The following is a 24,116-nucleotide window of genomic DNA, read 5'->3' on the forward strand; positions in this document are numbered from 1 at the left end:
GGATGATGAGCCAGGCCCTCAAGGAACTTTCGGATTATCTCACAGAAGTCAAAGGCGAGCTGTTTGACACGACTGTCATTGCCTATGATGAACTGACCCTTGCCACGCAGCCGTCGAAGCTGATCGAGCTGATGACGTTCCTGCGCGACGATTCGCAGTGCCAGTTCGTCAGCTTTATTGATGTCTGCGGTGTTGACTGGCCAGGCCGGGCCGAGCGGTTCGACGTGGTCTATCATCTGCTGTCGCCGCGGCAGAATTTCCGGATCCGGGTCAAGATCATGACATCGGAAGATGTGGCTGTTCCGTCGCTGACGGCGGTTTATCCCGGTGCCGACTGGTTCGAGCGCGAAGCTTACGATCTTTTCGGTATCCTGTTTTCCGGGCATCCGGATTTGCGTCGCATCCTCACCGATTACGGTTTCGAGGGGCATCCGTTGCGCAAGGATTTCCCGCCGACGGGGTTTGTTGAAGTCCGCTATGACGATCAGGTCAAGCGGGTGGTTTACGAACCTGTGGAGCTCAAGCAGGAATTCCGCAATTTCGATTTTCTCTCCCCCTGGGAAGGCACCGACTACGTGCTGCCGGGCGATGAAAAAGCCAAGGGGTGAGGACGAGACCATGAACGAACACAACGTCCGCAACTTCAACATCAATTTCGGCCCTCAGCATCCGGCCGCACACGGCGTGCTGCGTCTGGTGCTGGAACTCGACGGCGAGATCGTCGAGCGCGTCGATCCGCATATCGGCCTGCTGCACCGCGGCACCGAAAAACTGATCGAGTCCAAGACCTATCTGCAGGCGATTCCCTATTTCGACCGGCTCGACTATGTCGCGCCGATGAACCAGGAGCATGCCTTCGCGCTGGCCATCGAGAAACTGACCGGCACGACGGTGCCAAAGCGCGGACAGCTGATCCGGGTGCTTTACTCCGAGATCGGCCGAATCCTTTCGCATCTTCTCAACATCACCACGCAGGCGCTCGACGTTGGCGCGTTGACGCCGCCGCTGTGGGGCTTTGAAGAGCGCGAAAAGCTGATGGTGTTTTACGAACGCGCCTGTGGCGCGCGGTTGCACGCGGCCTATTTCCGTCCCGGCGGCGTGCATCAGGACCTGCCGCATGAACTGGTCGAGGATATCGGCAAGTGGTGCGATCCGTTCCTGAAAACCTGTGATGACATCGAGACGCTGCTGACCGACAACCGCATCTTCAAGCAGCGCAATGTCGACATTGCCATCGTCACGCTTGATGACGCCTGGGCCTGGGGCTTTTCCGGCGTCATGGTCCGCGGTTCGGGCGCCGCCTGGGATCTGCGCCGGTCGCAGCCCTATGAGTGCTATTCGGAACTCGATTTCGACATTCCGATCGGCAAGAACGGCGATTGTTACGACCGCTATCTGATCCGCATGCAGGAAATGCGCGAATCGGTGAAGATCATGAAGCAATGTGTCGAGCAGTTGCTCGGCAAGGAGCGGGTCGGACCGGTGTCGGCCACCGACGGCAAGATCGTGCCGCCCAAGCGCGGCGAGATGAAGCGGTCGATGGAAGCGCTGATCCATCATTTCAAGCTTTACACCGAAGGTTACCGGGTGCCCGAAGGTGCGGTTTACGCCGCTGTCGAGGCGCCAAAGGGCGAGTTCGGGGTCTATCTGGTCTCTGATGGCTCCAACAAGCCTTACCGGTGCAAGATCAGAGCGCCGGGATACGCGCATTTGCAGGCGATGGATTTCATCTGCCGCGGCCATCAGTTGGCCGACGTGTCGGCTGCTCTGGGGTCTCTTGACATCGTGTTCGGCGAGGTCGACCGGTGATCAGTATTGCATCAGTCGCGGGTTCCCGCAGGGACGTTACACTGACCACGCCGCATTGCGGCGACGTCAACTAGGCCGGAAGAAAGACAAAGAGTTCACCATGTCCGTTCGTCGACTTGCCGAAGAGAGTGTCCAGCCAGCGGAATTCGCCTTCAACCGCGAATTTACCGCCCAGGCAAAGGTTTGGATCAAGAAATATCCCAAGGGTCGTGAGCAGTCGGCGGTGATTCCGCTCATGATGCTGGCTCAGGAGCAGGATGGATGGGTGACCAAGCGGGCGATCGAAAAGATCGCCGACATGCTCGGCATGCCCTATATCCGTGCGCTGGAAGTGGCGACATTCTACACCCAGTTCCAGCTCAAGCCTGTTGGCACGCGCGCTCATGTTCAGGTCTGTGGCACCACGCCGTGCATGCTGCGCGGCTCGGAAGCGCTGATGGATGTCTGCCGCTCGAAGATCCATGCGGAGCCACTGTCTCTCAATGAGTCGGGCACGCTGTCCTGGGAAGAAGTCGAATGCCAGGGCGCCTGCGTCAACGCGCCGATGGTGATGATCTTCAAGGATTCCTATGAGGATCTGTCACCGGAGCGGCTGGCCTATATCATTGACCGCTTCGAGGCAGGACGGCCTGAGGAAATCCGGCCCGGTCCACAGATTGACCGTGTCTATTCGGCACCGGCAAGCGGACTGACAAGCCTGACCGAGGAAATCAAGCCGGGCAAGAAGAGCGCTTCTAAGGCGTCTGCTTCTTCGGCCAAGTCTCCCGAGGCGACCAGGGCCGGACGTCCAGAAACTCCGGCAACCGAAACAGCCACCAAATCACCGGCTGAAGCGAAGGCCAATGTGAAGGCTGACGCGAAGTCTGCGGCAAAAGCTACGGCGGCGCCCGAAATGCGCGACGCCCGCAAGGTTCCTGCAGGCGCCAGAGCCACGGCCGACACCGCCGCCGCGCGCAAGCCGGTTGGCGGCACCAAGGCAATTCCGGCAGCGGCTCTGGCCGGCACAACAGCCAAGGCAGGCGCCAAATCGGCTAGCAAGCCGACACTCGAGGACAAGAATCGTCCCGCAGGGATCGCAAAGCCCGCCAGCCCGGACGATCTGAAGATGATTTCCGGCGTCGGCCCGAAGATCGAAGGCATTCTGCATTCGCTGGGAATCTACACTTTCGCGCAAGTGGCGGCGTGGAAAAAGGCCGAGCGCGAATGGGTTGACGGCTATCTAAGTTTCAAGGGCCGCATCGAGCGCGAAGACTGGCTCAACCAGGCCAAGGCGCTGGCCAAGGGCGGCGTGGCCGAATACGTCAAAGTCTTCGGCAAGAAGCCGCGATAGAGGTGAATGATGTTAGCTGACAAAGACCGGATTTTCACCAATATCTACGGCGTTTACGACAAGTCGCTGAAGGGTGCGATGGCGCGCGGCCATTGGGATGGAACCAAGGGCTTCCTGGAAAAGGGTCGCGACTGGATCATCAGCGAGATGAAGGCCTCTGGCCTGCGCGGACGCGGCGGAGCCGGGTTCCCGACCGGGCTGAAATGGTCGTTCATGCCGAAGGAAAGTGACGGACGTCCGCATTACCTCGTCATCAATGCCGATGAGTCGGAGCCGGGCACCTGCAAGGACCGCGACATCATGCGGCATGATCCGCATACGCTGATCGAAGGTTGTGTGATCGCCGGTTTCGCCATGGGGGCCTATGCCACCTACATCTATGTGCGTGGCGAATATATGCGGGAGCGCGAAGCGCTGCAGACCGCGATTGACGAATGCTATGACGCCGGGCTGCTGGGCAAGAATTCCAAGCTTGGCTACGACATGGACATCTATGTGCACCATGGCGCCGGTGCGTATATCTGTGGCGAGGAAACGGCACTTCTCGAAAGCCTTGAAGGCAAGAAGGGCCAGCCGCGGCTGAAGCCGCCATTCCCGGCCAACGTCGGGCTTTATGGCTGCCCGACGACGGTCAACAATGTTGAATCGATCGCGGTTGCACCAACCATCCTGCGTCGTGGCGGCGCCTGGTTCGCAGGCATCGGCCGGCCTAACAACACCGGCACCAAGCTGTTTTGCGTGTCTGGTCACGTCAATACGCCGTGCACCGTTGAAGAGGCGATGTCGATTCCGTTCCGCGAGTTGATCGAGACCCATTGCGGCGGCATTCGCGGCGGTTGGGACAATCTGCTTGCGGTGATTCCGGGCGGATCCTCGGTGCCGATGGTCCCGGGAGCTGATATCATCGACACGCCGATGGATTTTGACAGTTTGCGTGACCTCAAGTCCGGTCTGGGCACTGCGGCGGTGATCGTCATGGACAAGTCGACCGATGTGGTCAAAGCCATCTGGCGGTTGTCGGCATTCTACAAGCATGAGAGCTGCGGCCAGTGCACACCATGTCGCGAAGGCACCGGCTGGATGATGCGGGTGATGGAGCGCATGGTCAAAGGCAATGCGCAAAAACGCGAAATCGACATGCTGTTTGATGTTACAAAGCAGATTGAAGGCCATACCATCTGCGCGCTAGGCGACGCGGCAGCCTGGCCGATCCAGGGTTTGATCCGGCATTTCCGTCCAGAAATGGAAGCGCGGATTGATCAGTACACACGAAACGCCGTTCAAAGCCGCAATGTGCGGTTGGAAGCGGCAGAATAAGAGGCCCGCATTGCCGGGCCCTGCATGACAAGGAAACGTCACAAGGGAATTGAGCCAACAAACGACAAAGGAGAGACTGATGTCGATGTTTTCTTTTCCCACCGAGATGAACATGAGCGAGATGATGAAACCGATAAACCCCATGGCTGACTGGACGAAGACGGAAGACCTCGCGGTCTCGCCGCTGATGGTCTATCCGTTGGGTGCAGCAGCGGCTGCCACTGCCGTCGGTTTCGGCATCGCCGGTCAGATGGCTGGCCTGATGATGGGTGCCGTACAAGGCGCCCTGCAAAGTCAGAGCGCACTGATGGGCGCCCATCCGGACCTGAGCTGGATGATGCCCGGTCTGGCTGAAGATCTTGCGCCTGACGAGGACGCGGCCACGACTGTTGCTGACGTCAAGCCGGCGGCCAGAACGAAACAGGCTGATGTCGTCGAACTGAAGCCGGTGGCAAAATCAGCCCCGGCGGCTGCAAAGCCTGCTCCGGTGAAGGCCAAAGTGACCGCGGCAAAAGCGGTCAAGGCAAAGCCCGCGCCAGCAAAGGCAAAGGCCGTCAAGATTGACGCACCTGTTGCTGTTGCCAAGGACGCGGCAGCCGAGGTTGTCGAGCAGTTGAAATCGGATGCCGACGTTGTCGTCGCCATGGCCAAAGAACCGGCCTCTGTTTCCAAGGTAGCGCAACAGCAACCGGCAACCGTTCTGGCGCCTGAGGATTTTCGCAGGCCGTCCGAGATGGAAAAGCCGGAAACGCCGGATGATCTGAAAGTCATTTCCGGGGTTGGCCCGAAGCTCGAACAGGTGCTCAACGGGCTTGGTATCTGGACCTATGCGCAGATTGCCGGCTGGCAGCCGGAAGAAGTGGCCTGGGTTGAGGATTACCTGCAGTTCAAGGGCAGGATTGGCCGGGACGACTGGCTTTCGCAGGCCGGCGCGCTGGCAACAGGCGGCGCACCCGCCGAATAGACATTTAGACCGGGCGGTTTGACCGCCGCCCGGTCAGACACAATCAGGTCCCTGTCAGGGATGATACGCGGTCTTCTGGACCGTTCGCAAAGGTAGGACTGCTTGCATGGCCAAGATCAAGGTTGATGGAAACGAGATCGAAGTGCCGGACCACTACACGCTGTTGCAGGCGTGTGAGGAGGCCGGCGCTGAAGTGCCGCGGTTCTGTTTTCACGAACGGCTGTCGATTGCCGGCAATTGCCGCATGTGCCTGATCGAGGTCAAGGGCGGACCACCCAAGCCGACCGCGTCCTGTGCCATGGGCGTGCGCGATCTGCGACCCGGCCCGAATGGCGAGACGCCTGAAGTGTTCACCAACACGCCGATGGTCAAGAAGGCGCGCGAAGGGGTGATGGAGTTTCTGCTCATCAACCACCCGCTCGATTGCCCGATTTGCGACCAGGGCGGCGAATGCGACCTGCAGGACCAGGCCATGGCCTTCGGCATGGACAATTCCCGCTACGCGGAAAACAAGCGCGCGGTCGAAGACAAATATATCGGACCGTTGGTCAAGACGATCATGAACCGCTGCATTCACTGCACGCGCTGCGTTCGCTTCACCACCGAAGTGGCAGGCATTTCCGAGCTTGGCCTGATCGGCCGCGGCGAGGATGCCGAGATCACAACCTATCTTGAACATGCGATGAGCTCGGAATTGCAGGGCAACGTCATCGACCTTTGCCCGGTCGGTGCGCTGACCTCGCGTCCCTACGCCTTCCAGGCGCGTCCGTGGGAGCTCAACAAGACCGAATCCATTGATGTGATGGACGCTGTCGGCTCGGCGATCCGGGTGGATACCCGTGGACGCGAAGTGATGCGGGTGATGCCGTGCATCAACGAGCAGATCAACGAGGAATGGATTTCCGACAAGACCCGCTTCATATGGGACGGCTTGCGCACCCAGCGGCTGGATCGCCCCTATGTGCGGCGCAACGGCAAGCTGGAAGTGGCGTCCTGGGGTGAAGCCTTTGCCGCCATCGGCATGGCCGTGTCGGCCGCCGCGCCGGACCGCATCGGCGCGATTGCCGGCGATCTGGCGACGGTCGAGGAAATGTACGCGCTCAAAACGCTGATGGGATCGCTTGGCTCCGCCAACATCGATTGCCGTCAGGATGGCGCAGCCCTTGACCCGACACTGGGACGTGCCAGCTACATCTTCAATCCGACCATTGAAGGCATCGAGGATTGCGACGCGGTACTGATCATCGGCTCCAACCCGCGCCGCGAAGCTGCTATCCTCAACGCCCGGCTGCGCAAGCGCTGGCGGATGAGCGAATTGCCGATCGGCCTGATTGGCGAGCCGGCGGATCTGCGCTTTGGTCATGAATATCTCGGCGCCGGTCCGGAAACGCTCGCTGGGCTGGTCGACGGTTCGAACAAATTTGCCGCCAAATTGAAGCGCGCCAAAAAGCCGATGATAATCATCGGTCAGGGTGCTCTGGCGCGTGGCGATGGCGCGAGCGTTCTGGCCAATGCCGCAAAGCTCGCTGACGCTGTCGGCGCGGTGAAGGGCGATTGGAACGGTTTTGCTGTGCTGCACACGGCAGCCGCACGCGTCGGCGGTCTTGATCTCGGCCTGGTGCCGGGTGAGGGCGGGCTGAACGCGGCTGAGATGCTGACCGGCACCGATGTGCTGTTCCTGCTTGGCGCCGACGAGCTTGATTTCACCAGGAAGACCGCTGGCTTCACCGTCTATATCGGCACCCATGGCGACAATGGCGCCCATCATGCCGATGTGATTCTGCCGGCCGCGACCTATACGGAAAAATCCGGCACTTACGTCAATACCGAGGGCCGGGTGCAGATGACAAACCGCGCAGCTTTTGCTCCGGGCGAGGCGCGCGAAGACTGGGCGGTGCTCAGGGCGCTTTCGGATGTGCTGGGCAAGAAACTGCCCTATGATTCGCTGGTTGCCTTGCGTGTCGCGCTCTATGCCGAATATCCGCACTTTGCTGAAATCGATGCGATATCCACCGGTGATGGTGGCGCAATTGCCGCAATTGCGAAGAAACCGGGCAAGATGAACAAATCGGCGTTTGCTTCGACGGTCAAAGACTTCTATTTGACCAACCCGATCGCACGCGCTTCGGCGGTGATGGCTGAATGCTCGGCCTTGGCGAAGACCGCCAAGGCAGTGGCGGCGGAATAGGGGCGGGAAACATCATGGACGGTTTCATCTCAACTTATCTGTGGCCTGCAGCCATCATGCTGGGGCAGTCGCTGCTGCTGCTGGTCTCGCTGCTGATCTTTGTCGCTTACGTTCTCTACGCTGACCGCAAGATCTGGGCTGCCGTGCAGCTTCGCCGTGGACCCAACGTGGTTGGTCCGTGGGGACTGTTCCAGTCTTTTGCCGACCTTTTGAAGTTTGTTTTCAAGGAGCCGGTGATTCCGTCGGGCGCCAACAAGGGTGTGTTCCTGCTGGCGCCGCTGGTGGCGGTGACCCTGGCGCTTGCGACCTGGGCTGTGATTCCGGTCAGCGCCGGCTGGGTGATCGCCGATATCAATGTCGGCATCCTGTTCGTCTTCGCGATCTCTTCGCTTGAAGTCTACGGCATCATCATGGGGGGCTGGGCTTCGAACTCGAAATACCCTTTCCTCGGCGCGCTTCGATCCGCTGCGCAGATGGTGTCCTACGAGGTCTCGATCGGTTTCGTCATCGTTTCGGTTTTGCTCTGCGTGGGCTCGCTCAACCTGACCGACATCGTCATGGCGCAGTCAGACGGCATCGGCACGCGGATGGGCCTGCCCAATTCGCTGTTTGACTGGCACTGGTTCGTGCTGTTTCCGCTGTTCATCATCTTCTTCATCTCGGCACTGGCCGAAACCAACCGTCCGCCCTTCGATCTGCCCGAGGCAGAATCCGAACTGGTTGCGGGTTTCATGGTCGAATACGGCTCGACGCCATACATGATGTTCATGCTCGGCGAGTACACGGCCATCGTGCTGATGTGCGCGCTGACCACGATTCTGTTTCTGGGTGGATGGCTGCCGCCGCTTGATGTGTGGTTCCTCAATTGGGTGCCGGGCATCATCTGGTTCGTGCTCAAGGCCTGCATGGTGTTCTTCATGTTCGCCATGGTGAAGGCCTTTGTGCCGCGCTACCGCTATGACCAGTTGATGCGGCTTGGCTGGAAGGTGTTCCTGCCGCTGTCGCTCGGCATGCTGGTGATCGTGGCTTTCGTTCTCAAATTGACCGGAACAGCCCCATGATCCGTACCACAGTTTCAAACACCGGGCTGAACCAGCCACGCAAGAGCGGAGTCTGACCATGTTAGCTCAAGCCGCAAAATCGCTATTCCTGAAGGAGTTCGTAGGCGCGTTCTTCCTGTCGATGCGCTATTTCTTCGCGCCCAAGGCGACGCTGAACTACCCCAACGAAAAAGGGCCTGTCAGCCCGCGCTTTCGGGGTGAACATGCGCTCAGGCGCTATCCAAACGGCGAAGAGCGCTGCATTGCCTGCAAATTGTGCGAGGCAATCTGCCCGGCACAGGCGATCACCATCGAAGCCGGTCCGCGCCGCAACGACGGCACCCGCCGCACGGTTCGCTACGACATCGACATGGTGAAGTGCATCTATTGCGGCTTCTGCCAGGAAGCCTGTCCGGTCGACGCCATTGTCGAAGGGCCGAATTTCGAATTCGCGACCGAGACACGCGAAGAACTCTATTACGACAAGGACCGGTTGCTCGCCAATGGCGACCGCTGGGAACGGGAACTCGCTCGCAACATCGCGATCGACTCGCCCTACAGATAAGACACCGAAGCGGCGCACCAATGGGGGCGCGCCGTTTTGAAACCTACGCGGGGCAGGGGACGGCATCAGCCAATCCCGCCCTTATTCGGGCCAGGGACAGCGGTTCCTGTCACTCGAGAGAAAGACGAAAAGGCGCCGATCATGGGTCTGCAGGCTCTGTTTTTCTATTTGTTTGCCTTCGTGGCAGTGGCTTCCGCTTTCATGGTGATTGCGGCGCGCAATCCCGTGCATTCGGTTTTGTTCCTGATTTTGACCTTCTTCAACGCAGCCGGGTTGTTCCTGCTGACCGGCGCCGAATTCCTGGCAATGATCTTGCTGGTGGTCTATGTCGGCGCAGTGGCGGTGTTGTTCCTGTTCGTTGTCATGATGCTGGATGTGGATTTTGCCGAGATGAAGTCCGGAGCGCTTGAATATGCGCCGATGGGTGCGCTCGTCGGGATCATTCTGGCAGCAGAGTTGATCGTGGTTCTGGCCGGCAACACATTCAACCCGGCAGCAGCGGGCAGCGGGGCCAACCCGATACCGCCACTCAGCGAGCGTACCAACACCGAAGCGCTCGGTGACGTGCTCTACACGGATTTTATCTTCTATTTCCAGATCGCCGGACTGGTGCTTCTGGTGGCCATGATCGGCGCCATCGTGCTGACGCTCAGGCATAGGCAACATATCAAACGGCAAGACATCAACCAGCAGGTCGCCCGGACACCCGAAACCGCTATGGAAGTGGTCAAGGTCAAGCCCGGTCAGGGCATTTAACGCGGCGACGTGAAGGAACAAGCGTATGGAAATCGGACTCTCCCATTACCTGACTGTCAGCGCGATCCTGTTCACGCTCGGCATTTTCGGGATCTTCCTGAACCGAAAGAACGTGATCGTCATCCTGATGTCGATCGAGCTGATCCTGCTTGCCGTCAATTTGAACATGGTGGCCTTCTCGATGCATCTCAATGACATCGTCGGGCAGGTGTTCGCGCTGCTGATCCTCACGGTTGCCGCAGCCGAAGCGGCGATCGGTCTGGCCATTCTCGTCGTCTTCTACCGGAACCGCGGCTCCATTGCCGTGGAAGACGTCAACATGATGAAGGGCTGAGAGAGCCATGTACCAAGCTATCGTCTTTCTTCCTCTTCTCGGCGCCATCGTTGCCGGCTTCGGCGGCCGTGCCATCGGCGCCAAGGCCTCGGAATATGTCACGACATCGTTCCTGATCATCGCGGCGCTGCTGTCGTGGGTGTCCTTTTTCACCATCGCCATGGGCGATGGCGAGACGGTTCGCATCCCGATCATGCGCTGGATCGATTCAGGCGCGCTCAGCGTTGACTGGGCACTGCGCATCGATACGCTGACGGCGGTGATGCTGGTGGTGGTCAACACCGTGTCTTGCCTGGTTCATGTCTACTCTATCGGGTACATGCACAATGATCCGCACCGGCCGCGGTTCTTCGCCTATCTGTCGTTCTTCACCTTCGCCATGCTGATGCTGGTGACGTCGGACAATCTTTTGCAGATGTTCTTTGGCTGGGAAGGCGTCGGCGTGGCGTCCTATCTGCTGATCGGATTCTGGTACAAGAAGCCGTCCGCCAATGCCGCTGCAATGAAGGCGTTCATCGTCAACCGGGTAGGCGACTTCGGCTTCCTGCTTGGTATCTTCGGCCTGTTCGTGCTGTTCGGCTCGGCTTCGTTCGACACGATATTCGCCAGCGCCGCGGACTATCTTCCAGCGGAAGGCGCCGAGGCTGGCGATTCAGTCATTACGCTGTTCGGCATGCATCTGGACAAGGCGCACGCGCTGACCGGTATCTGCCTGCTGTTGTTCATGGGCGCCATGGGCAAGTCGGCGCAGTTCCTGCTGCACACCTGGTTGCCCGACGCGATGGAAGGCCCGACACCCGTGTCGGCGCTGATCCATGCCGCGACCATGGTGACTGCCGGTGTCTTTCTGGTGGCGCGCATGTCACCGATCTTCGAATTGTCGCCTGATGCACTGACCTTTGTCACCTGGATCGGTGCTATTACCGCCTTCTTTGCAGCCACCGTCGGTCTGGTACAGAACGACATCAAGCGGGTGATTGCCTATTCGACCTGTTCGCAGTTGGGCTACATGTTCGTGGCGCTCGGCATCGGCGCCTATGGCGGCGCCATCTTCCACCTGTTCACCCACGCCTTCTTCAAGGCGCTGTTGTTCCTTGGCGCCGGTTCGGTGATCCATGCCGTCTCCGACGAGCAGGACATGCGGCGCATGGGCGGTCTGCGCAAGAAGATCCCGATGACCTACTGGATGATGATCATCGGCACCATTGCGCTGACAGGTGTCGGCATTCCCGGCACATTGATCGGCACCGCCGGTTTCTTCTCCAAGGACATCATCATTGAATCCGCCTATGCGGCGCACGGTTCGGCAGCCGGGATTGCCTTTGGCCTGTTGGTGATTGCGGCGCTGTTTACCAGCTTCTATTCCTGGCGGCTGATCTTCATGACCTTCCACGGCAAGCCGCGGGCGTCCTCCGATGTGATGCATCACGCCCATGAATCACCGATGGTGATGCTGGTGCCGCTGTTCATCCTGGCCGCTGGCGCGCTGTTTGCCGGCGTGCTGTTCAAGGAGTTCTTCTTCGGTCATGAATATGCCGCGTTCTGGAAGGGCGCGCTGTTCACCGGCGCAGGCAACGAGATCCTCGAGGAATTCCACCACGTGCCGTTGTGGGTCAAGCTGAGCCCGTTCGTGGCCATGCTGCTCGGACTTGTGACAGCCTGGTACTTCTATATCCGCTCGCCCGAAACACCCAAGCGGCTGGCCGAGGATCATCGCGTCCTCTACCAGTTCCTGCTCAACAAGTGGTATTTCGACGAGCTCTACGACTTCCTCTTCGTCCGTCCTGCAAAACGGCTCAGCACCTTCCTGTGGAAGCAGGGCGATGTCCGCATCATTGACGGCTACGGCCCCAATGGTGTTGTCGCCCGGGCCCAGGACATTACCGGCTGGGTTGTCCGGCTGCAGACCGGATATCTTTACCACTACGCCTTCGTGATGCTGATCGGAATTGCAGCGCTTGTCACATGGATGATGCTCGGGAGTGCATTCTGATGACCGATTGGCCGCTATTGTCAGTTGTCACCTTCATACCGCTGATCTGTGTGTTGTTTTTGTTGCCGATCAAGGATGATACCGAGATCGGACGGCGCAACATCCGTCAGGTAGCACTTCTGGGGACGACCGCTACATTCGTGATGTCGCTGTTGATCTGGGCGAGTTTCGATGTCAGCGATCCTGGTTTCCAGATGGTGGAAGCCATCGATCTGCCTGGCTCGATGTTCTCCTACGCGATGGGCGTTGACGGCATTTCGATGCTGTTTGTCATCCTGACCACCTTCCTGATGCCATTGTGCATTCTGGCCAGCTGGAAATCTGTCGAGACCCGCGTGCGGGAATACATGATCGCCTTCCTGGTGCTCGAAACCATGATGATCGGCGTGTTCTGCGCCCTCGACATCGTGCTGTTTTATGTCTTCTTCGAAGCCGGACTCATTCCGATGTTCATCATCATCGGCGTCTGGGGCGGCAAACGCCGGGTCTATGCCAGCTTCAAGTTCTTCCTCTACACATTGGCCGGCTCGGTATTGATGCTGCTGGCGATCATGGCGATGTATTGGGACGCGGGCACGACCGATATCCGGGCGCTGCTGGCGCATGATTTCCCGGCGGAGATGCAAACCTGGCTATGGCTGGCGTTCTTTGCCTCGTTTGCGGTGAAGATGCCGATGTGGCCGGTGCATACCTGGTTGCCCGACGCCCACGTCGAGGCGCCGACAGCAGGCTCGGTGATCCTGGCGGGTGTGTTGTTGAAGCTTGGCGGCTACGGCTTCCTGCGCTTCTCGCTACCAATGTTCCCGCTGGCCTCGGCTGATTTCGCACCGTTCATCTTCACGCTGTCTGTCGTGGCGATCATCTACACCTCGCTGGTGGCGTTGATGCAGGAAGACATGAAGAAGCTGATCGCCTATTCGTCGGTGGCCCATATGGGCTTTGTGACCATGGGTATTTTCGCCGCCAACCAGCAGGGCGTGCAGGGCGCGATCTTCCAGATGCTGAGCCACGGGCTGATCTCCAGCGCGCTGTTTCTCTGTGTCGGCGTGATCTATGACCGGATGCACACCCGTGAGATTGCTGCCTATGGCGGACTGGTCAAGAACATGCCGAAATTTGCGGTGGTGTTCATGCTGTTCACCATGGCCAATGTCGGACTGCCCGGCACCTCAGGCTTCGTCGGTGAATTCCTGACGCTGATCGGCGTGTTCCAGGTCAACACCTGGGTGGCGCTGTTTGCCACCACCGGGGTGATCCTGTCGGCGGCCTATGCGTTGTGGCTGTACCGCCGGGTTGTCTTTGGCGCCCTGGAAAAGGAAAGCCTGAAGGCCATGCTCGACCTGTCGGGCCGCGAGAAGGTGATCCTGTATCCGCTCGTGGCGCTGACAATTCTCTTTGGTGTCTATCCGGCGCCAATCTTTGATGTGACGGCAGCTTCGGTTGACGCGCTGATCAACAACTACTCGGCTTCGCTGCAGGCAGCGCGCGATCTCGCGCTGTCGGTTAACTGAGCTACGGAGACTGCGGGACCATGACGCCAGAGATACTCACATCCAGCCTACAGCTTGCCGTACCCGAACTCATGCTGGCCGTTGGCGCCATGCTGCTTTTGATGGTTGGCGTGTTTTCCGGCGAAAAGTCGGTCACACTGGTCAACGGTCTGGCGGTGGCGTTGTTGATCATGTCAGGGCTGGTGCTGGTGCTGTTGACCGACAACGGCGAGGCCTTTAACGGCGCGTTCCTGTCCGATCCTTTCGCCCGCTTCATGAAGGTTCTGGCCTTGATCGGTTCGATCACCGCCATGGTGATGACCGTCGGGCACGCCAAGTCCGAGCGCATCGACAAATTCGAATTTCCGGTGCTGATCGTGCTGGCAACGCTCGGCATGCTGTTGATGATTTCGGCCAATGACCTGATGGCGCTCTATATGGGGCTCGAACTGCAGTCGCTGGCGCTTTACGTTGTTGCCGCAATCAACCGCGACAGCACCCGGTCGACCGAAGCAGGTCTCAAATATTTCGTGCTCGGCGCTTTGTCGTCCGGCATGCTGCTCTATGGCGCATCGCTGGTCTATGGCTATACCGGCCATACCGGCTTTGACGAGATCGCTGCAGCCATTGCCGACAGCGACCGCTCGCTCGGGCTGGTGTTCGGCCTGGTGTTCCTGCTGGCCGGCATCGCCTTCAAGATTTCGGCCGTGCCGTTCCACATGTGGACGCCCGACGTTTATGAAGGTGCGCCGACTCCGGTCACCGCGTTCTTCTCCGCTGCCCCCAAGATCGCGGCCATGGCGCTGTTCGTCCGCATCGTCATCGTGGCATTCGAGCCGATCACCGTCGATTGGCAGCAGATCGTGGTGTTCATTTCGATCGCCTCCATGGTGCTTGGCGCCTTTGCCGCGATTGGCCAGAAGAACATCAAGCGGCTGATGGCCTATTCCTCGATCGGTCACATGGGTTTTGCGCTGGTCGGGCTTGCTGCCGGCAGCCAGGCCGGTGTTCGCGGCGTGATCCTTTACATGCTGATCTACATGGTGATGACGCTGGGCACATTTGCCTGCATCCTGGCCATGCGGCGCAAGGAAGACGGTAATGTCGAGCAGATCGACGATCTGGCAGGTTTGTCGTCGACCAATCCGTTCATGGCGCTGATGCTGACCATCCTGATGTTCTCGCTTGCGGGCATTCCGCCGCTGGCAGGCTTCTTCGGCAAGTATTTTGTTTTTGTCGCAGCGATCGAAGCCAAGCTTTACGGGCTTGCCATCATCGGCGTGCTGGCATCGGTGGTCGGCGCCTATTACTACCTGCGGATCATCAAGATCATGTGGTTTGATGAACCGAACGGTTCCTTCGTGCCGGTGGCTGGTGAACTCAAGCTGGTGTTTGGTGTTTCAGGCCTGTTCGTGCTGTTTTATGTGGTGGTTTCCAATCCGCTGGGTCTGGCCGCAGACGTCGCCGCAAAGACGTTTTTCTAGAATGCGGCGGCTGGCCGCATGAAGACACTGGACTTCAGACACGTTGAACTGGGCGACGTTGCATCCACCAATGTGGAATGCATGGAGCGCGCTCGGGCTGGCGAGACGGGCGGCTTGTGGATTACCGCTGTGCGGCAGACCGGTGGTCGTGGCCGCAGGGGCCGTGTCTGGGTTTCAGAGCCTGGCAACCTGTACTCTTCGCTTCTGCTGATCGACCCGGCGCCATGGGAGCAGATGGCCAGTCTGCCGCTGGCTGTCACGCTTGCCGTGCATCAGGCGGTGGCAACGGTGCTTCCCGGCGGGGCTGCGGCTTTGCGGATCAAGTGGCCCAATGATCTATTGATTGAAGGCTGCAAGACAGCAGGCATCCTGATCGAAGCCGAGCAGTTGTCTGACGGCCGCAGGGCGGTTGTGATAGGGTGCGGTGTCAATATTGCGCACCGCCCGGATACGGGGCTTTACCCTGCGACATGTCTGGTCGAGCAAGGCAGTTCAACGACGCCGCAGGAGCTGTTTGCGCATCTGGTGGTTTCCATGAGCGAAGCGCTTGCTATATGGGATGAGGGACGCGGCCTTGCGCGCATCCGCGATGCGTGGCTTGAGCGCGCCGACGGCATCGGAAAGCCGGTGACAATAAATTTGCCAGACCACCAGATTCACGGTGTGTTTGACGGAATAGACGGCGAGGGCAGGCTGATGCTTGCACTGCCGGACGGACGAAAACAGATGATCGCCTCCGGCGACGTGTTTTTCTCCTGACCATGATGTGATTAGACAGGATAATTGATGACAAAAGACCAGGATCTCGTATTCGTACCCCTCGGTGGCGTTGGCGAAATAGGCATGAACCTCGCGCTATATGGCTACGGCTCGCCCAAACTGCGTGAATGGATCATGGTTGACTGCGGTGTCACCTTTCCGGGGCCGGAACTTCCCGGCGTCGATCTGGTGCTTCCGGACATCAAATTCGTCAAGAGCCTTGGCAAGCAGCTCAAGGGAATCATCATCACCCATGCGCATGAGGACCATTACGGCGCCCTGGCACAGCTGTGGCCAAGGCTCGACAATGTTCCGGTTTATGCGTCGGCTTTCACCCAGGGAATGCTTGAAGCCAAACGTGCCTATGAGCGGACCCGCGCTGAGGTTCCGATCAATCTGTTCAAGGCTGGCGAGCGCTTTACCGTCGGGCCGTTCGAGATTGAACCGGTCGCGGTCAACCACTCCATCCCGGAGCCGTTTTCGCTGGCGATCCGCACACCGCTGGGCAACCTCATTCACACAGGTGACTGGAAGATCGACTTGACGCCGTCACTCGGACCGCTGACCGATGAAAACCGGTTCCGGCAGTTGGGCGAGGAGGGCATCCTTGCCATGATGTGCGATTCCACCAACGCCATGCGCGAAGGTGTTTCCCCATCCGAGAAGGAAATCAGCGCCGGTTTGCGCGAGGTCATCGAACAGGCCGAAGGCCGTGTGGCGATCACCACATTCTCTTCCAATGTCGGCCGCATCCGCTCGATCGCCGAAGCTGCGCGCGACGCAGGTCGCGAAGTGCTGCTGCTCGGCAGTTCGATCAAGCGGGTGGTCAATGTCGCCACCGATCTCGGCATGATGGACGGAATTCCGGAATTCCTGGCCGAAGACGAATATGGCTATATTCCGCGTGACAAGGTTGTGGTCATTCTGACCGGCAGCCAGGGCGAGCCGCGTGCGGCGCTGGCCAAACTGTCGCGTGATGAGATGCGCAATGTGGCCCTCACATCCGGCGACACCGTGGTGTTTTCATCGCGTTCCATTCCCGGCAATGAAAAGGGCATCATCGATATCAAGAATGGCCTGATCGAGCAGGGCGTCAAGATTGTCACCGACGCTGACGCGCTGGTGCATGTCTCCGGCCACCCGCGCCGCACCGAACTGGTGCAGATGTACGAGTGGGTCAAGCCGAAGATCCTGGTTCCGGTACACGGCGAGGCAGCTCATCTGACTGCCCAGGCAGCACTTGCTCAGGCATCCGGGATTGCGCTCACGCCACGCGTCCGCAACGGCGATGTATTGCGTCTGGCGCCGGGCAAGCCGGAAGTCATTGGTCAGGCCCATCACGGCCGCATCTACAAGGATGGCCATCTGATTGGCGATTTCGACGAGATGGGTATTTCCGAGCGGCGCAAGCTGTCGTTCACCGGGCATGTCGCAGTCAATGTGCTGCTTGACCATCGTTCCGAGTTCCAGCGGGATCCGGTGGTTGTCGCCATCGGTCTGCCGGGCGTCGATGGCGAAGGCGACGAGATGGAAGACATTCTCTATGACGCGGTGCTGGGTGCGGTGGAAAGCATTCCGCGCGGTCGGCGCAAGGACACCGATGGCGTACGCGAGGCAATTCGCCGCTCTGTTCGCGCTGCGGCAAACGAGGTATGGGGCAAGAAGCCTATCGTGACAGTCTTCGTCAACAAGGTGTGAGGCAACGGGCATGCTTGGACGTCTGAACCATGTCGCCATTGCGGTGCCGGACCTTGCCGCGGCAAGTGCCCAGTACCGCACCATGCTTGGGGCCGAGGTGACAGAGCCTCAGGTTTTGCCCGAGCACGGGGTGACGGTGGTGTTCATTGTCTTGCCCAACACCAAGATCGAACTGCTCGAACCGCTGAGTGAGGATTCGCCGATCGCGGCGTTTCTGGCCAAGAACCCGTCGGGCGGCATGCATCATGTCTGCTACGAGGTAGACGACATTCTGGCCGCGCGCGACCGGCTCAAAAGTGAGGGCGCGCGCGTGCTCGGCGACGGTGAGCCCCGGCTTGGCGCACACAACAAGCCGGTGCTGTTCCTGCATCCCAAGGATTTCAACGGCACGCTGATTGAACTCGAGCAGGCCTGAAACAGAAGACGTAGCGTTTTGGCGGCCGCAACAATTCACATGCGCCACAAGGAAGATCATCATGGGTTTCGGAACCGGTTTTGCGATCTATTTCATCATCTGGTGGGTGGTGCTGTTCACTGTGTTGCCGTTCTCGGCGCGCAGCCAGGCCGATGAAGGTAATGTGACTTTGGGAACAACCCACAGCGCGCCGGCGAATTTCCACTTTGGCCCGATTTTCTGGCGCACCACCGCAATATCTGCGGCGGTGTTTGCCGTCTATTTGCTGATCACAGTGGTCGGCGGTTACACGCTCGATGATCTGATCGCGCTGTCGCCGGATTTCAAGTCTGCGGCCAACTGAGCCCTAATGCATGTCGTGTTCAAATGTATTCATTTGAACGATTACATTGATGCATAAATTCGAAGGGTTAAAGCGACCTTTGCGCATCCGGTTGAATGCGCGGCGCTGTAGGCTGACTGCAGCCTTTGCAGTCAACCACTTCATGGAACTTTGCCGTGCTTGCTCCGTTGGCTAAGCGAACAGCAACAGATCCATGGAGGTTTTCAATGTCCAATTCCGAAAATACATCAAAGCGTCTGAACGAAGCCGATCTGGCCCAGGACAAGATGGGCGACAATTCCCTGCAGGGTGACGATCAAGCCAATGTGCGCAATCAGCGCCACGCAGTTCCTGACGTCAAGCAGGACCCTGATGCCAGTGTCATCGAAAGTCTTGAAAAAATGGACAAGGACGTCCGTGCTGAACGAGAGTTGGGCAAGGGGGCGCGCAAGGACAAATGACGCGCAGCCAGCGGTCCTCAGGCAACGTCCGGAACTGATGGGCGTATGCCGAGCAACCGTTCAGAAAACAGGCAAAAAAAAACAAGGCATGAAGCCTTGTTGTAAAAGTATCGCGTGATCCATTTCCCGGTTACCCGGGGGCAGCGAACAAAGCGCGCCTGAGATCCAATCCTCCCAAGACTTTGACCGCGAAATGGGCGTTTCCCAATGAGAAATGCCTCTTTAGTGAGCTGTATTTACCGCAATCGAATGCGCTTGTCACCTGTTTTATCTCATTTTTAAGTCGCCCCCCTTGCACAAAAGCGTAAGCTCGCCATGTCAGGCCCACAACACATGCTTCCACGGGTTTTCTTTGCTGGGCGAAGCGGATAAGAACGCTTTGCACGTCAACCCTCAATTTGCCTGATTCAGCCCCCAAGGCTTATTGTTTAATCGGATTATCCCATGCGTCTGTCGAAGTATTTTCTGCCCATCCTGAAGGAAAACCCCAAGGATGCGGAAATTGTCTCCCACCGCCTGATGGCGCGTGCGGGCATGATCAAGCAGCAGTCTGCGGGGATTTATTCCTGGTTGCCGCTGGGCAAGCGGGTGCTCGACAAGGTCTGCAACATCGTGCGCGAAGAGCAGAACCGGGCAGGGGCCATCGAAATCTTGATGCCCACCGTGCAACCTGCCGACCTGTGGAAGGAAAGCGGACGCTACGACGATTACGGTCAGGAAATGCTGCGCATCAACGATCGCAATGATCGCGAGATGCTCTATGGGCCGACCAACGAGGAAATGGTCACCGATATTTTCCGCTCCTACGTCAAGTCCTACAAGGACCTGCCGCTCAATCTGTATCATATACAGTGGAAGTTCCGCGACGAACGCCGGCCCCGCTTTGGCGTCATGCGCGGTCGCGAATTCCTGATGAAGGACGCCTATTCCTTCGATCTCGATTACGAGGCCTCGCAGGCGGCTTACAACCGGATGTTCGTATCCTATTTGCGCACATTCGAACGCTGCGGGCTCAAGTCGATCCCGATGCGCGCAGACACCGGACCGATCGGCGGCAGCCTGAGCCATGAGTTCATCGTTCTGGCCGAAACCGGCGAAAGCCAGGTCTTCTGTCATCGCGATTTTGAAGATTTTGCCGTGCCTGGCGCAGACATGAATTATGATGATGCCGCCGCTGTCGCCGCCGTGGTCGACAAGTGGACGACGCCTTTTGCAGCCACTGACGAGATCATGGACAAGGAAGACTGGGCGCGCGAGGCATGGGATGGGCTCTCTGAAGAGTCCCGCGTATCTGCCCGCGGCATTGAAGTCGGCCATATCTTCCATTTTGGCACCAAATATTCCGAACCGATGAACGCTTATGTTCAGGGTCCCGATGGCAAGCAGCATTTCGTTTCGATGGGTTCTTACGGCATCGGTCCGTCGCGTTTGCTCGGCGCCATCATCGAGGCGTCACATGACGAAAACGGCATCATCTGGCCAGCAAGCGTTGCGCCGTTCGATGTCGGCCTGATCAACATGAAGCCTGGCGATGCGGGTTGCGATGCAGCCTGCGAAAAGATCGAGACCGCGCTCGAGACTGCCGGCCTTGATGTGCTTTACGATGACACCGACGAACGCGCCGGCGCAAAATTCGCCAGGGCCGATCTGATCGGCCTGCCGCTGCAGGTCATCGCCGGTCCGCGTTCGGTGGCAGAGGGCAACGTCGAGATCAAGGTGCGCGCTACGGGCGAACGTGAAACGATGTCGATCGACGAGGCCATCAACCGCCTCGCGCAAGCCCGCTAGCCGATAGTCCGCCCAAAGGGAATCCGCGCATGACCGATACGGACGTCGTCAACCTGCCCAGCACGCCATCACCGTCGGCGAAGCCGTTTTCGGCGTTCGAGCGGATGGTGGCATGGCGCTATCTGCGGTCGCGCCGCAAGGAAGCCTTCATTTCGGTGATTGCCGGTTTTTCCTTCGTCGGAATCATGCTCGGTGTGGCGACCCTGATCATCGTGATGGCGGTGATGAACGGGTTTCGCGGCGAGTTGATTACCCGTATTCTCGGTATCAACGGCCATATGATCGTGCAGCCGATTGACCGTCCACTGGATGATTATGAATCGCTGGCTGCACGGCTCAAGGCGGTCAAGGGCGTGACTATGGCGATCCCGCTGGTCGAAGGCCAGACGCTGGCTTCCGGCGTTGGCGGGGCAGGCACAGGGGCGCTGGTGCGCGGTATTCGCGCCGAAGATTTTCAGTCGATGAAAATCGTTTCAGACAATATCCGCTCGGGCGACATGCTCGGGTTCGTCGCCGGCGACGGCGTGGCGATCGGCTCGCGCATGGCGCAATCGCTGGGGCTCACCGCGGGGGACCGCATCACCCTTGTCGCGCCCGAGGGCGATGTGACGCCATTCGGCATGACGCCAAGGGTGAAAAGCTATGTGGTGTCGGCGATCTTCGAGGTCGGGATGTCGGAGTATGATTCGTCGATCATCTACATGCCGCTTGAGGAGGCGCAGCTCTATTTCAACTCCGAGGGGTTGGTGCAATCGATCGAGATCTTTGTCGATAAGCCCGATGAGATCGATACCATGCGGCCGCTGATCGAGGCTGCGGCAGAGCGGCAGATTTTCATCACCGATTGGCGGCAACGCAACCAGACCTTCTTTTCAGCGCTTCAGGTTGAGCGCAATGTGATGTTCATGATCCTGACGTTGATCATTCTGGTAGCGGCGCTGAATATCGTTTCCGGGCTGATCATGCTGGTCAAGGACAAGGGCCGTGACATTGCCATCCTGCGGACCATGGGGGCGACGTCGGGATCGGTGATGCGGATCTTCTTCATGACCGGTGCCGCGATCGGAGTCACCGGCACCATTGCAGGGTTTTTGTTGGGCGTGGTCGTTTGCCTCAATGTCGAGCGCATCCGCCAGTTTTTCTCCTGGCTTTCCGGCACCACGCTGTTCAATCCGGAACTGTATTTCCTGAGCCAGTTGCCTGCCGATATGGATTCGGGCGAAACCATCGTTGTGCTGGTCGTGGCGCTGGTTCTGTCTTTCATTGCCACCTTGATCCCGTCCTGGCGTGCTTCCAAGCTCGATCCGGTTCAGGCTCTGAGATATGAGTAACGGAGCGCGATATGAGTGACGGGGCGCGCAAAGGGAACCATCCGGTTCTCCAGATGGTCGATGTCGGACGCCATTTTCTGCAGGGCGATAATCAGATCTCCATCCTGAACGGGGCGAATTTCACCCTGGAAGCCGGCGAGACGGTGGCGCTTGTCGCCCCTTCGGGAACCGGCAAATCGACGCTGTTGCATCTTGCTGGTTTGCTGGAACGCCCGGACGAAGGCGATATCATCATTGATGGCGAGGCTTGCGGGCACTTGTCCGATGATCGCCGGACCGCAATCCGCCGGTCGGATATCGGCTTTGTCTATCAGTTCCACCATCTGCTGCCAGAATTCACGGCGCTTGAAAACATCATGATGCCGCAGCTGATCACCGGTCTTTCCAAGGCTGAAGCCAAGGTGCGCGCCGAGCAATTGCTCGACTATATGCGCATCGGCCATCGTGCCGGCCATCGTCCGTCAGAACTTTCGGGCGGCGAGCAGCAACGCGTCGCCATCGCCCGTGCGGTGGCCAATGCGCCACTGATCCTGTTTGCCGATGAACCGACAGGCAATCTTGATCCGGAAACCGCCGGCTATGTGTTTGAAGCGCTCGATGCGCTGGTGCGGGAATCAGGGCTTTCGGCGGTGATCGCCACCCACAACCACGATCTCGCCAGCCTGATGAACCGCCGCGTGACGCTGCAGGACGGCCTGGTGGTTGAGCTGGAGTAAGGACTGGCTGGTCAGGCCTGGGTGTATCGGGTCATGCATCAATTCTTGTACAAAGACTGCCAGTTGCACCATTTTTTGCTGTTCGAACTGACAAAATATTAAACATCCCCCTCCAAGATGTCGGATGCTACAGGACGTGAGGCCTGTGAATAAGGGGGGTGATGTGCGTTACAGAGAAACCGACGATGTGTTCAAGACGCTGGTATCGGAGCTTACCTCTACGATTTCCCCGACGACGATCATGGGTCTGACGATCCTTGCTATCGGCCTGTTTGCATACGACAGCCTCGGCGGCATGGAACTCATGCTGGCCACCATCAGCGGAAGCGTTGCCTCCCTTGCCAAGATTTTTGTTACGGTGGCCCATAGGCGCGCAAACGCGACGAAACGCGCAACCGTCGAAGGTGCCGCCCGCTGGGAGATGGCGCACGGACTGCTGACCTTCGTCGTCGCCGCCTCTGTCGGTTCGCTGGCAACTGCGGTATTCACCTATGACGATCTGTCAGTGCATATTTTCGCAACAGCGCTGATCTTTGGATATTCCGCCGGTGTGGCAATCCGGATATCAGTTCGGCCATTCATCGCCGCGACTGCGATCATGATTGCTGGGATACCAACGACAATTTCAGCCATGCTCTACGGCGATACCGCCCACTGGATATTGGCGACGCTGTTTGTGGCCTTCCTGGTGGCGGCGATGCAGAGCGTCTGGCATGTCTACGGGACGGCCACCCGGCAGATATGCCTGCGTCTGGAAATGCAGCATCAGGCACGCCACGATCCGTTGACGGGACTTCGCAATCGCACCGCGCTTGGCGAGGCGTTCATGACCCTTGGTCGCGCTGAAAATAGTCTGACCTGCGTGCATTGCTTCGACCTTGACGGCTTCAAGAGCGTCAATGACCGCTTTGGTCACGCAGTCGGGGATGAACTGTTGGCGAGTATAGGAAACAGGCTCAGGGAAAACCTGGACCAACCGAGTATCGCCGTGCGCGTTGGCGGCGATGAATTTGCCATTCTTCAACCAGATGTCAGGCATCCCGTTGAAGCTGACCTGTTAGCCAGAAACATCGTCAATGTTCTCAGCCTGCCGTATCTGATTGCCGGTGAAGATATCACCATTGGCATCAGCCTGGGGTACACGATGGCACTCTCCGGCTCTGCAAAACTTGAACATATGATGGCTATTGCGGATAAAGCCTCATACCGCGCGAAGCGGAACGGCGGCGGTATTGAGTGCGAATTTCCATCAAAACTGGATCTTGGGAAATCCTCTTTCGCCGCATGACCGCGGCTTTCGCACCATAATCTGTCAGCGACTCACAGGTGGGTCTTCTTAGATTTCATCAGCATTAT

The 24,116-nt window shown here is 58.7% G+C and carries 22 protein-coding genes; all 22 read left to right on the top strand.

What is annotated here, in order from left to right:
• The first annotated feature begins 5 nt into the window (after window positions 1-5).
• The 22 genes from IMCC20628_RS08135 (at window position 6) to IMCC20628_RS24215 (ending at window position 24,048) form a co-directional block, all read left to right on the top strand.
• On the top strand, window positions 6-608 hold the full coding sequence (locus tag IMCC20628_RS08135) for an NADH-quinone oxidoreductase subunit C (protein ID WP_047032377.1): 603 nt from the start codon (window positions 6-8) through the stop codon (window positions 606-608).
• A 10-nt stretch (window positions 609-618) separates the two neighbouring features.
• Window positions 619-1,809 carry an NADH-quinone oxidoreductase subunit D gene (locus IMCC20628_RS08140; RefSeq protein WP_047029808.1) on the top strand — a complete coding sequence of 397 codons (1,191 nt, stop codon included), beginning with the start codon at window positions 619-621 and terminating at the stop codon, window positions 1,807-1,809.
• 100 nt (window positions 1,810-1,909) lie between these two features.
• Window positions 1,910-3,139 (top strand): NADH-quinone oxidoreductase subunit E, encoded by a 1,230-nt coding sequence (locus IMCC20628_RS08145; RefSeq protein ID WP_047029809.1) that lies wholly within the window; start codon window positions 1,910-1,912, stop codon window positions 3,137-3,139.
• A 9-nt stretch (window positions 3,140-3,148) separates the two neighbouring features.
• Window positions 3,149-4,456, top strand: a complete 1,308-nt coding sequence (gene nuoF / locus IMCC20628_RS08150; protein ID WP_047032378.1) for an NADH-quinone oxidoreductase subunit NuoF — start codon at window positions 3,149-3,151, stop codon at window positions 4,454-4,456.
• A gap of 79 nt (window positions 4,457-4,535) precedes the next feature.
• Window positions 4,536-5,420, top strand: coding sequence for a hypothetical protein (locus IMCC20628_RS25590; RefSeq protein ID WP_052766351.1), 885 nt, complete (start codon window positions 4,536-4,538; stop codon window positions 5,418-5,420).
• A gap of 106 nt (window positions 5,421-5,526) precedes the next feature.
• Window positions 5,527-7,608: an NADH-quinone oxidoreductase subunit NuoG gene (gene nuoG, locus IMCC20628_RS08160; RefSeq protein ID WP_047029810.1), complete on the top strand. Its 2,082-nt coding sequence runs from the start codon at window positions 5,527-5,529 to the stop codon at window positions 7,606-7,608.
• Window positions 7,609-7,622: 14 nt separating this feature from the next.
• Window positions 7,623-8,669 (top strand): NADH-quinone oxidoreductase subunit NuoH, encoded by a 1,047-nt coding sequence (gene nuoH, locus IMCC20628_RS08165; protein WP_047029811.1) that lies wholly within the window; start codon window positions 7,623-7,625, stop codon window positions 8,667-8,669.
• 58 nt (window positions 8,670-8,727) lie between these two features.
• Window positions 8,728-9,213: an NADH-quinone oxidoreductase subunit NuoI gene (nuoI, locus tag IMCC20628_RS08170; RefSeq protein WP_197078416.1), complete on the top strand. Its 486-nt coding sequence runs from the start codon at window positions 8,728-8,730 to the stop codon at window positions 9,211-9,213.
• 141 nt (window positions 9,214-9,354) lie between these two features.
• Window positions 9,355-9,969: an NADH-quinone oxidoreductase subunit J gene (locus tag IMCC20628_RS08175; protein ID WP_047029813.1), complete on the top strand. Its 615-nt coding sequence runs from the start codon at window positions 9,355-9,357 to the stop codon at window positions 9,967-9,969.
• A 25-nt stretch (window positions 9,970-9,994) separates the two neighbouring features.
• Window positions 9,995-10,303: an NADH-quinone oxidoreductase subunit NuoK gene (gene nuoK / locus IMCC20628_RS08180; protein WP_047029814.1), complete on the top strand. Its 309-nt coding sequence runs from the start codon at window positions 9,995-9,997 to the stop codon at window positions 10,301-10,303.
• Between the two features lie 7 nt (window positions 10,304-10,310).
• On the top strand, window positions 10,311-12,296 hold the full coding sequence (gene nuoL, locus IMCC20628_RS08185) for an NADH-quinone oxidoreductase subunit L (RefSeq protein ID WP_047029815.1): 1,986 nt from the start codon (window positions 10,311-10,313) through the stop codon (window positions 12,294-12,296).
• A complete protein-coding gene (locus tag IMCC20628_RS08190; protein ID WP_047029816.1) occupies window positions 12,296-13,807 on the top strand; it encodes an NADH-quinone oxidoreductase subunit M in 1,512 nt (503 codons plus the stop codon). Before nuoL ends, IMCC20628_RS08190 begins: the two co-directional genes overlap by 1 nt.
• Window positions 13,808-13,827: 20 nt before the next feature.
• A complete protein-coding gene (gene nuoN, locus IMCC20628_RS08195; protein ID WP_047029817.1) occupies window positions 13,828-15,270 on the top strand; it encodes an NADH-quinone oxidoreductase subunit NuoN in 1,443 nt (480 codons plus the stop codon).
• An 18-nt stretch (window positions 15,271-15,288) separates the two neighbouring features.
• Window positions 15,289-16,029 (top strand): biotin--[acetyl-CoA-carboxylase] ligase, encoded by a 741-nt coding sequence (locus IMCC20628_RS08200; RefSeq protein WP_047029818.1) that lies wholly within the window; start codon window positions 15,289-15,291, stop codon window positions 16,027-16,029.
• Between the two features lie 27 nt (window positions 16,030-16,056).
• Window positions 16,057-17,727: a ribonuclease J gene (locus IMCC20628_RS08205; RefSeq protein WP_047029819.1), complete on the top strand. Its 1,671-nt coding sequence runs from the start codon at window positions 16,057-16,059 to the stop codon at window positions 17,725-17,727.
• A 10-nt stretch (window positions 17,728-17,737) separates the two neighbouring features.
• Window positions 17,738-18,142: a methylmalonyl-CoA epimerase gene (gene mce, locus IMCC20628_RS08210; RefSeq protein ID WP_047029820.1), complete on the top strand. Its 405-nt coding sequence runs from the start codon at window positions 17,738-17,740 to the stop codon at window positions 18,140-18,142.
• A 61-nt stretch (window positions 18,143-18,203) separates the two neighbouring features.
• Window positions 18,204-18,485, top strand: a complete 282-nt coding sequence (locus IMCC20628_RS08215; protein WP_047029821.1) for a DUF1467 family protein — start codon at window positions 18,204-18,206, stop codon at window positions 18,483-18,485.
• Between the two features lie 206 nt (window positions 18,486-18,691).
• On the top strand, window positions 18,692-18,925 hold the full coding sequence (locus IMCC20628_RS08220) for a hypothetical protein (protein ID WP_047029822.1): 234 nt from the start codon (window positions 18,692-18,694) through the stop codon (window positions 18,923-18,925).
• Window positions 18,926-19,369: 444 nt separating this feature from the next.
• A complete protein-coding gene (gene proS / locus IMCC20628_RS08225; protein ID WP_047029823.1) occupies window positions 19,370-20,713 on the top strand; it encodes a proline--tRNA ligase in 1,344 nt (447 codons plus the stop codon).
• A gap of 29 nt (window positions 20,714-20,742) precedes the next feature.
• Window positions 20,743-22,044, top strand: coding sequence for a lipoprotein-releasing ABC transporter permease subunit (locus IMCC20628_RS08230; protein WP_047029824.1), 1,302 nt, complete (start codon window positions 20,743-20,745; stop codon window positions 22,042-22,044).
• A gap of 11 nt (window positions 22,045-22,055) precedes the next feature.
• Entirely contained in the window at window positions 22,056-22,760 is a 705-nt protein-coding gene (locus tag IMCC20628_RS08235) for an ABC transporter ATP-binding protein (protein ID WP_047029825.1), read from the top strand.
• Between the two features lie 187 nt (window positions 22,761-22,947).
• Complete coding sequence (locus IMCC20628_RS24215; protein WP_197078417.1) at window positions 22,948-24,048, top strand: GGDEF domain-containing protein; 1,101 nt, start codon at window positions 22,948-22,950, stop codon at window positions 24,046-24,048.
• Window positions 24,049-24,116: the final 68 nt, after the last annotated feature.

Origin of the sequence: Hoeflea sp. IMCC20628 (genome assembly GCF_001011155.1) — a bacterium.
Taxonomy (GTDB): domain Bacteria; phylum Pseudomonadota; class Alphaproteobacteria; order Rhizobiales; family Rhizobiaceae; genus Hoeflea.

What these genes read in the sequence shown, in the direction of transcription:
- IMCC20628_RS08135 (WP_047032377.1), top strand. Translation starts at nt 6, where the DNA reads ATGAGCCAGGCCCTCAAGGAACTTTCGGATTATCTCACAGAAGTCAAA.
- IMCC20628_RS08140 (WP_047029808.1), top strand. Translation starts at nt 619, where the DNA reads ATGAACGAACACAACGTCCGCAACTTCAACATCAATTTCGGCCCTCAG.
- IMCC20628_RS08145 (WP_047029809.1), top strand. Translation starts at nt 1,910, where the DNA reads ATGTCCGTTCGTCGACTTGCCGAAGAGAGTGTCCAGCCAGCGGAATTC.
- nuoF (WP_047032378.1), top strand. Translation starts at nt 3,149, where the DNA reads ATGTTAGCTGACAAAGACCGGATTTTCACCAATATCTACGGCGTTTAC.
- IMCC20628_RS25590 (WP_052766351.1), top strand. Translation starts at nt 4,536, where the DNA reads ATGTCGATGTTTTCTTTTCCCACCGAGATGAACATGAGCGAGATGATG.
- nuoG (WP_047029810.1), top strand. Translation starts at nt 5,527, where the DNA reads ATGGCCAAGATCAAGGTTGATGGAAACGAGATCGAAGTGCCGGACCAC.
- nuoH (WP_047029811.1), top strand. Translation starts at nt 7,623, where the DNA reads ATGGACGGTTTCATCTCAACTTATCTGTGGCCTGCAGCCATCATGCTG.
- nuoI (WP_197078416.1), top strand. Translation starts at nt 8,728, where the DNA reads ATGTTAGCTCAAGCCGCAAAATCGCTATTCCTGAAGGAGTTCGTAGGC.
- IMCC20628_RS08175 (WP_047029813.1), top strand. Translation starts at nt 9,355, where the DNA reads ATGGGTCTGCAGGCTCTGTTTTTCTATTTGTTTGCCTTCGTGGCAGTG.
- nuoK (WP_047029814.1), top strand. Translation starts at nt 9,995, where the DNA reads ATGGAAATCGGACTCTCCCATTACCTGACTGTCAGCGCGATCCTGTTC.
- nuoL (WP_047029815.1), top strand. Translation starts at nt 10,311, where the DNA reads ATGTACCAAGCTATCGTCTTTCTTCCTCTTCTCGGCGCCATCGTTGCC.
- IMCC20628_RS08190 (WP_047029816.1), top strand. Translation starts at nt 12,296, where the DNA reads ATGACCGATTGGCCGCTATTGTCAGTTGTCACCTTCATACCGCTGATC.
- nuoN (WP_047029817.1), top strand. Translation starts at nt 13,828, where the DNA reads ATGACGCCAGAGATACTCACATCCAGCCTACAGCTTGCCGTACCCGAA.
- IMCC20628_RS08200 (WP_047029818.1), top strand. Translation starts at nt 15,289, where the DNA reads ATGAAGACACTGGACTTCAGACACGTTGAACTGGGCGACGTTGCATCC.
- IMCC20628_RS08205 (WP_047029819.1), top strand. Translation starts at nt 16,057, where the DNA reads ATGACAAAAGACCAGGATCTCGTATTCGTACCCCTCGGTGGCGTTGGC.
- mce (WP_047029820.1), top strand. Translation starts at nt 17,738, where the DNA reads ATGCTTGGACGTCTGAACCATGTCGCCATTGCGGTGCCGGACCTTGCC.
- IMCC20628_RS08215 (WP_047029821.1), top strand. Translation starts at nt 18,204, where the DNA reads ATGGGTTTCGGAACCGGTTTTGCGATCTATTTCATCATCTGGTGGGTG.
- IMCC20628_RS08220 (WP_047029822.1), top strand. Translation starts at nt 18,692, where the DNA reads ATGTCCAATTCCGAAAATACATCAAAGCGTCTGAACGAAGCCGATCTG.
- proS (WP_047029823.1), top strand. Translation starts at nt 19,370, where the DNA reads ATGCGTCTGTCGAAGTATTTTCTGCCCATCCTGAAGGAAAACCCCAAG.
- IMCC20628_RS08230 (WP_047029824.1), top strand. Translation starts at nt 20,743, where the DNA reads ATGACCGATACGGACGTCGTCAACCTGCCCAGCACGCCATCACCGTCG.
- IMCC20628_RS08235 (WP_047029825.1), top strand. Translation starts at nt 22,056, where the DNA reads ATGAGTGACGGGGCGCGCAAAGGGAACCATCCGGTTCTCCAGATGGTC.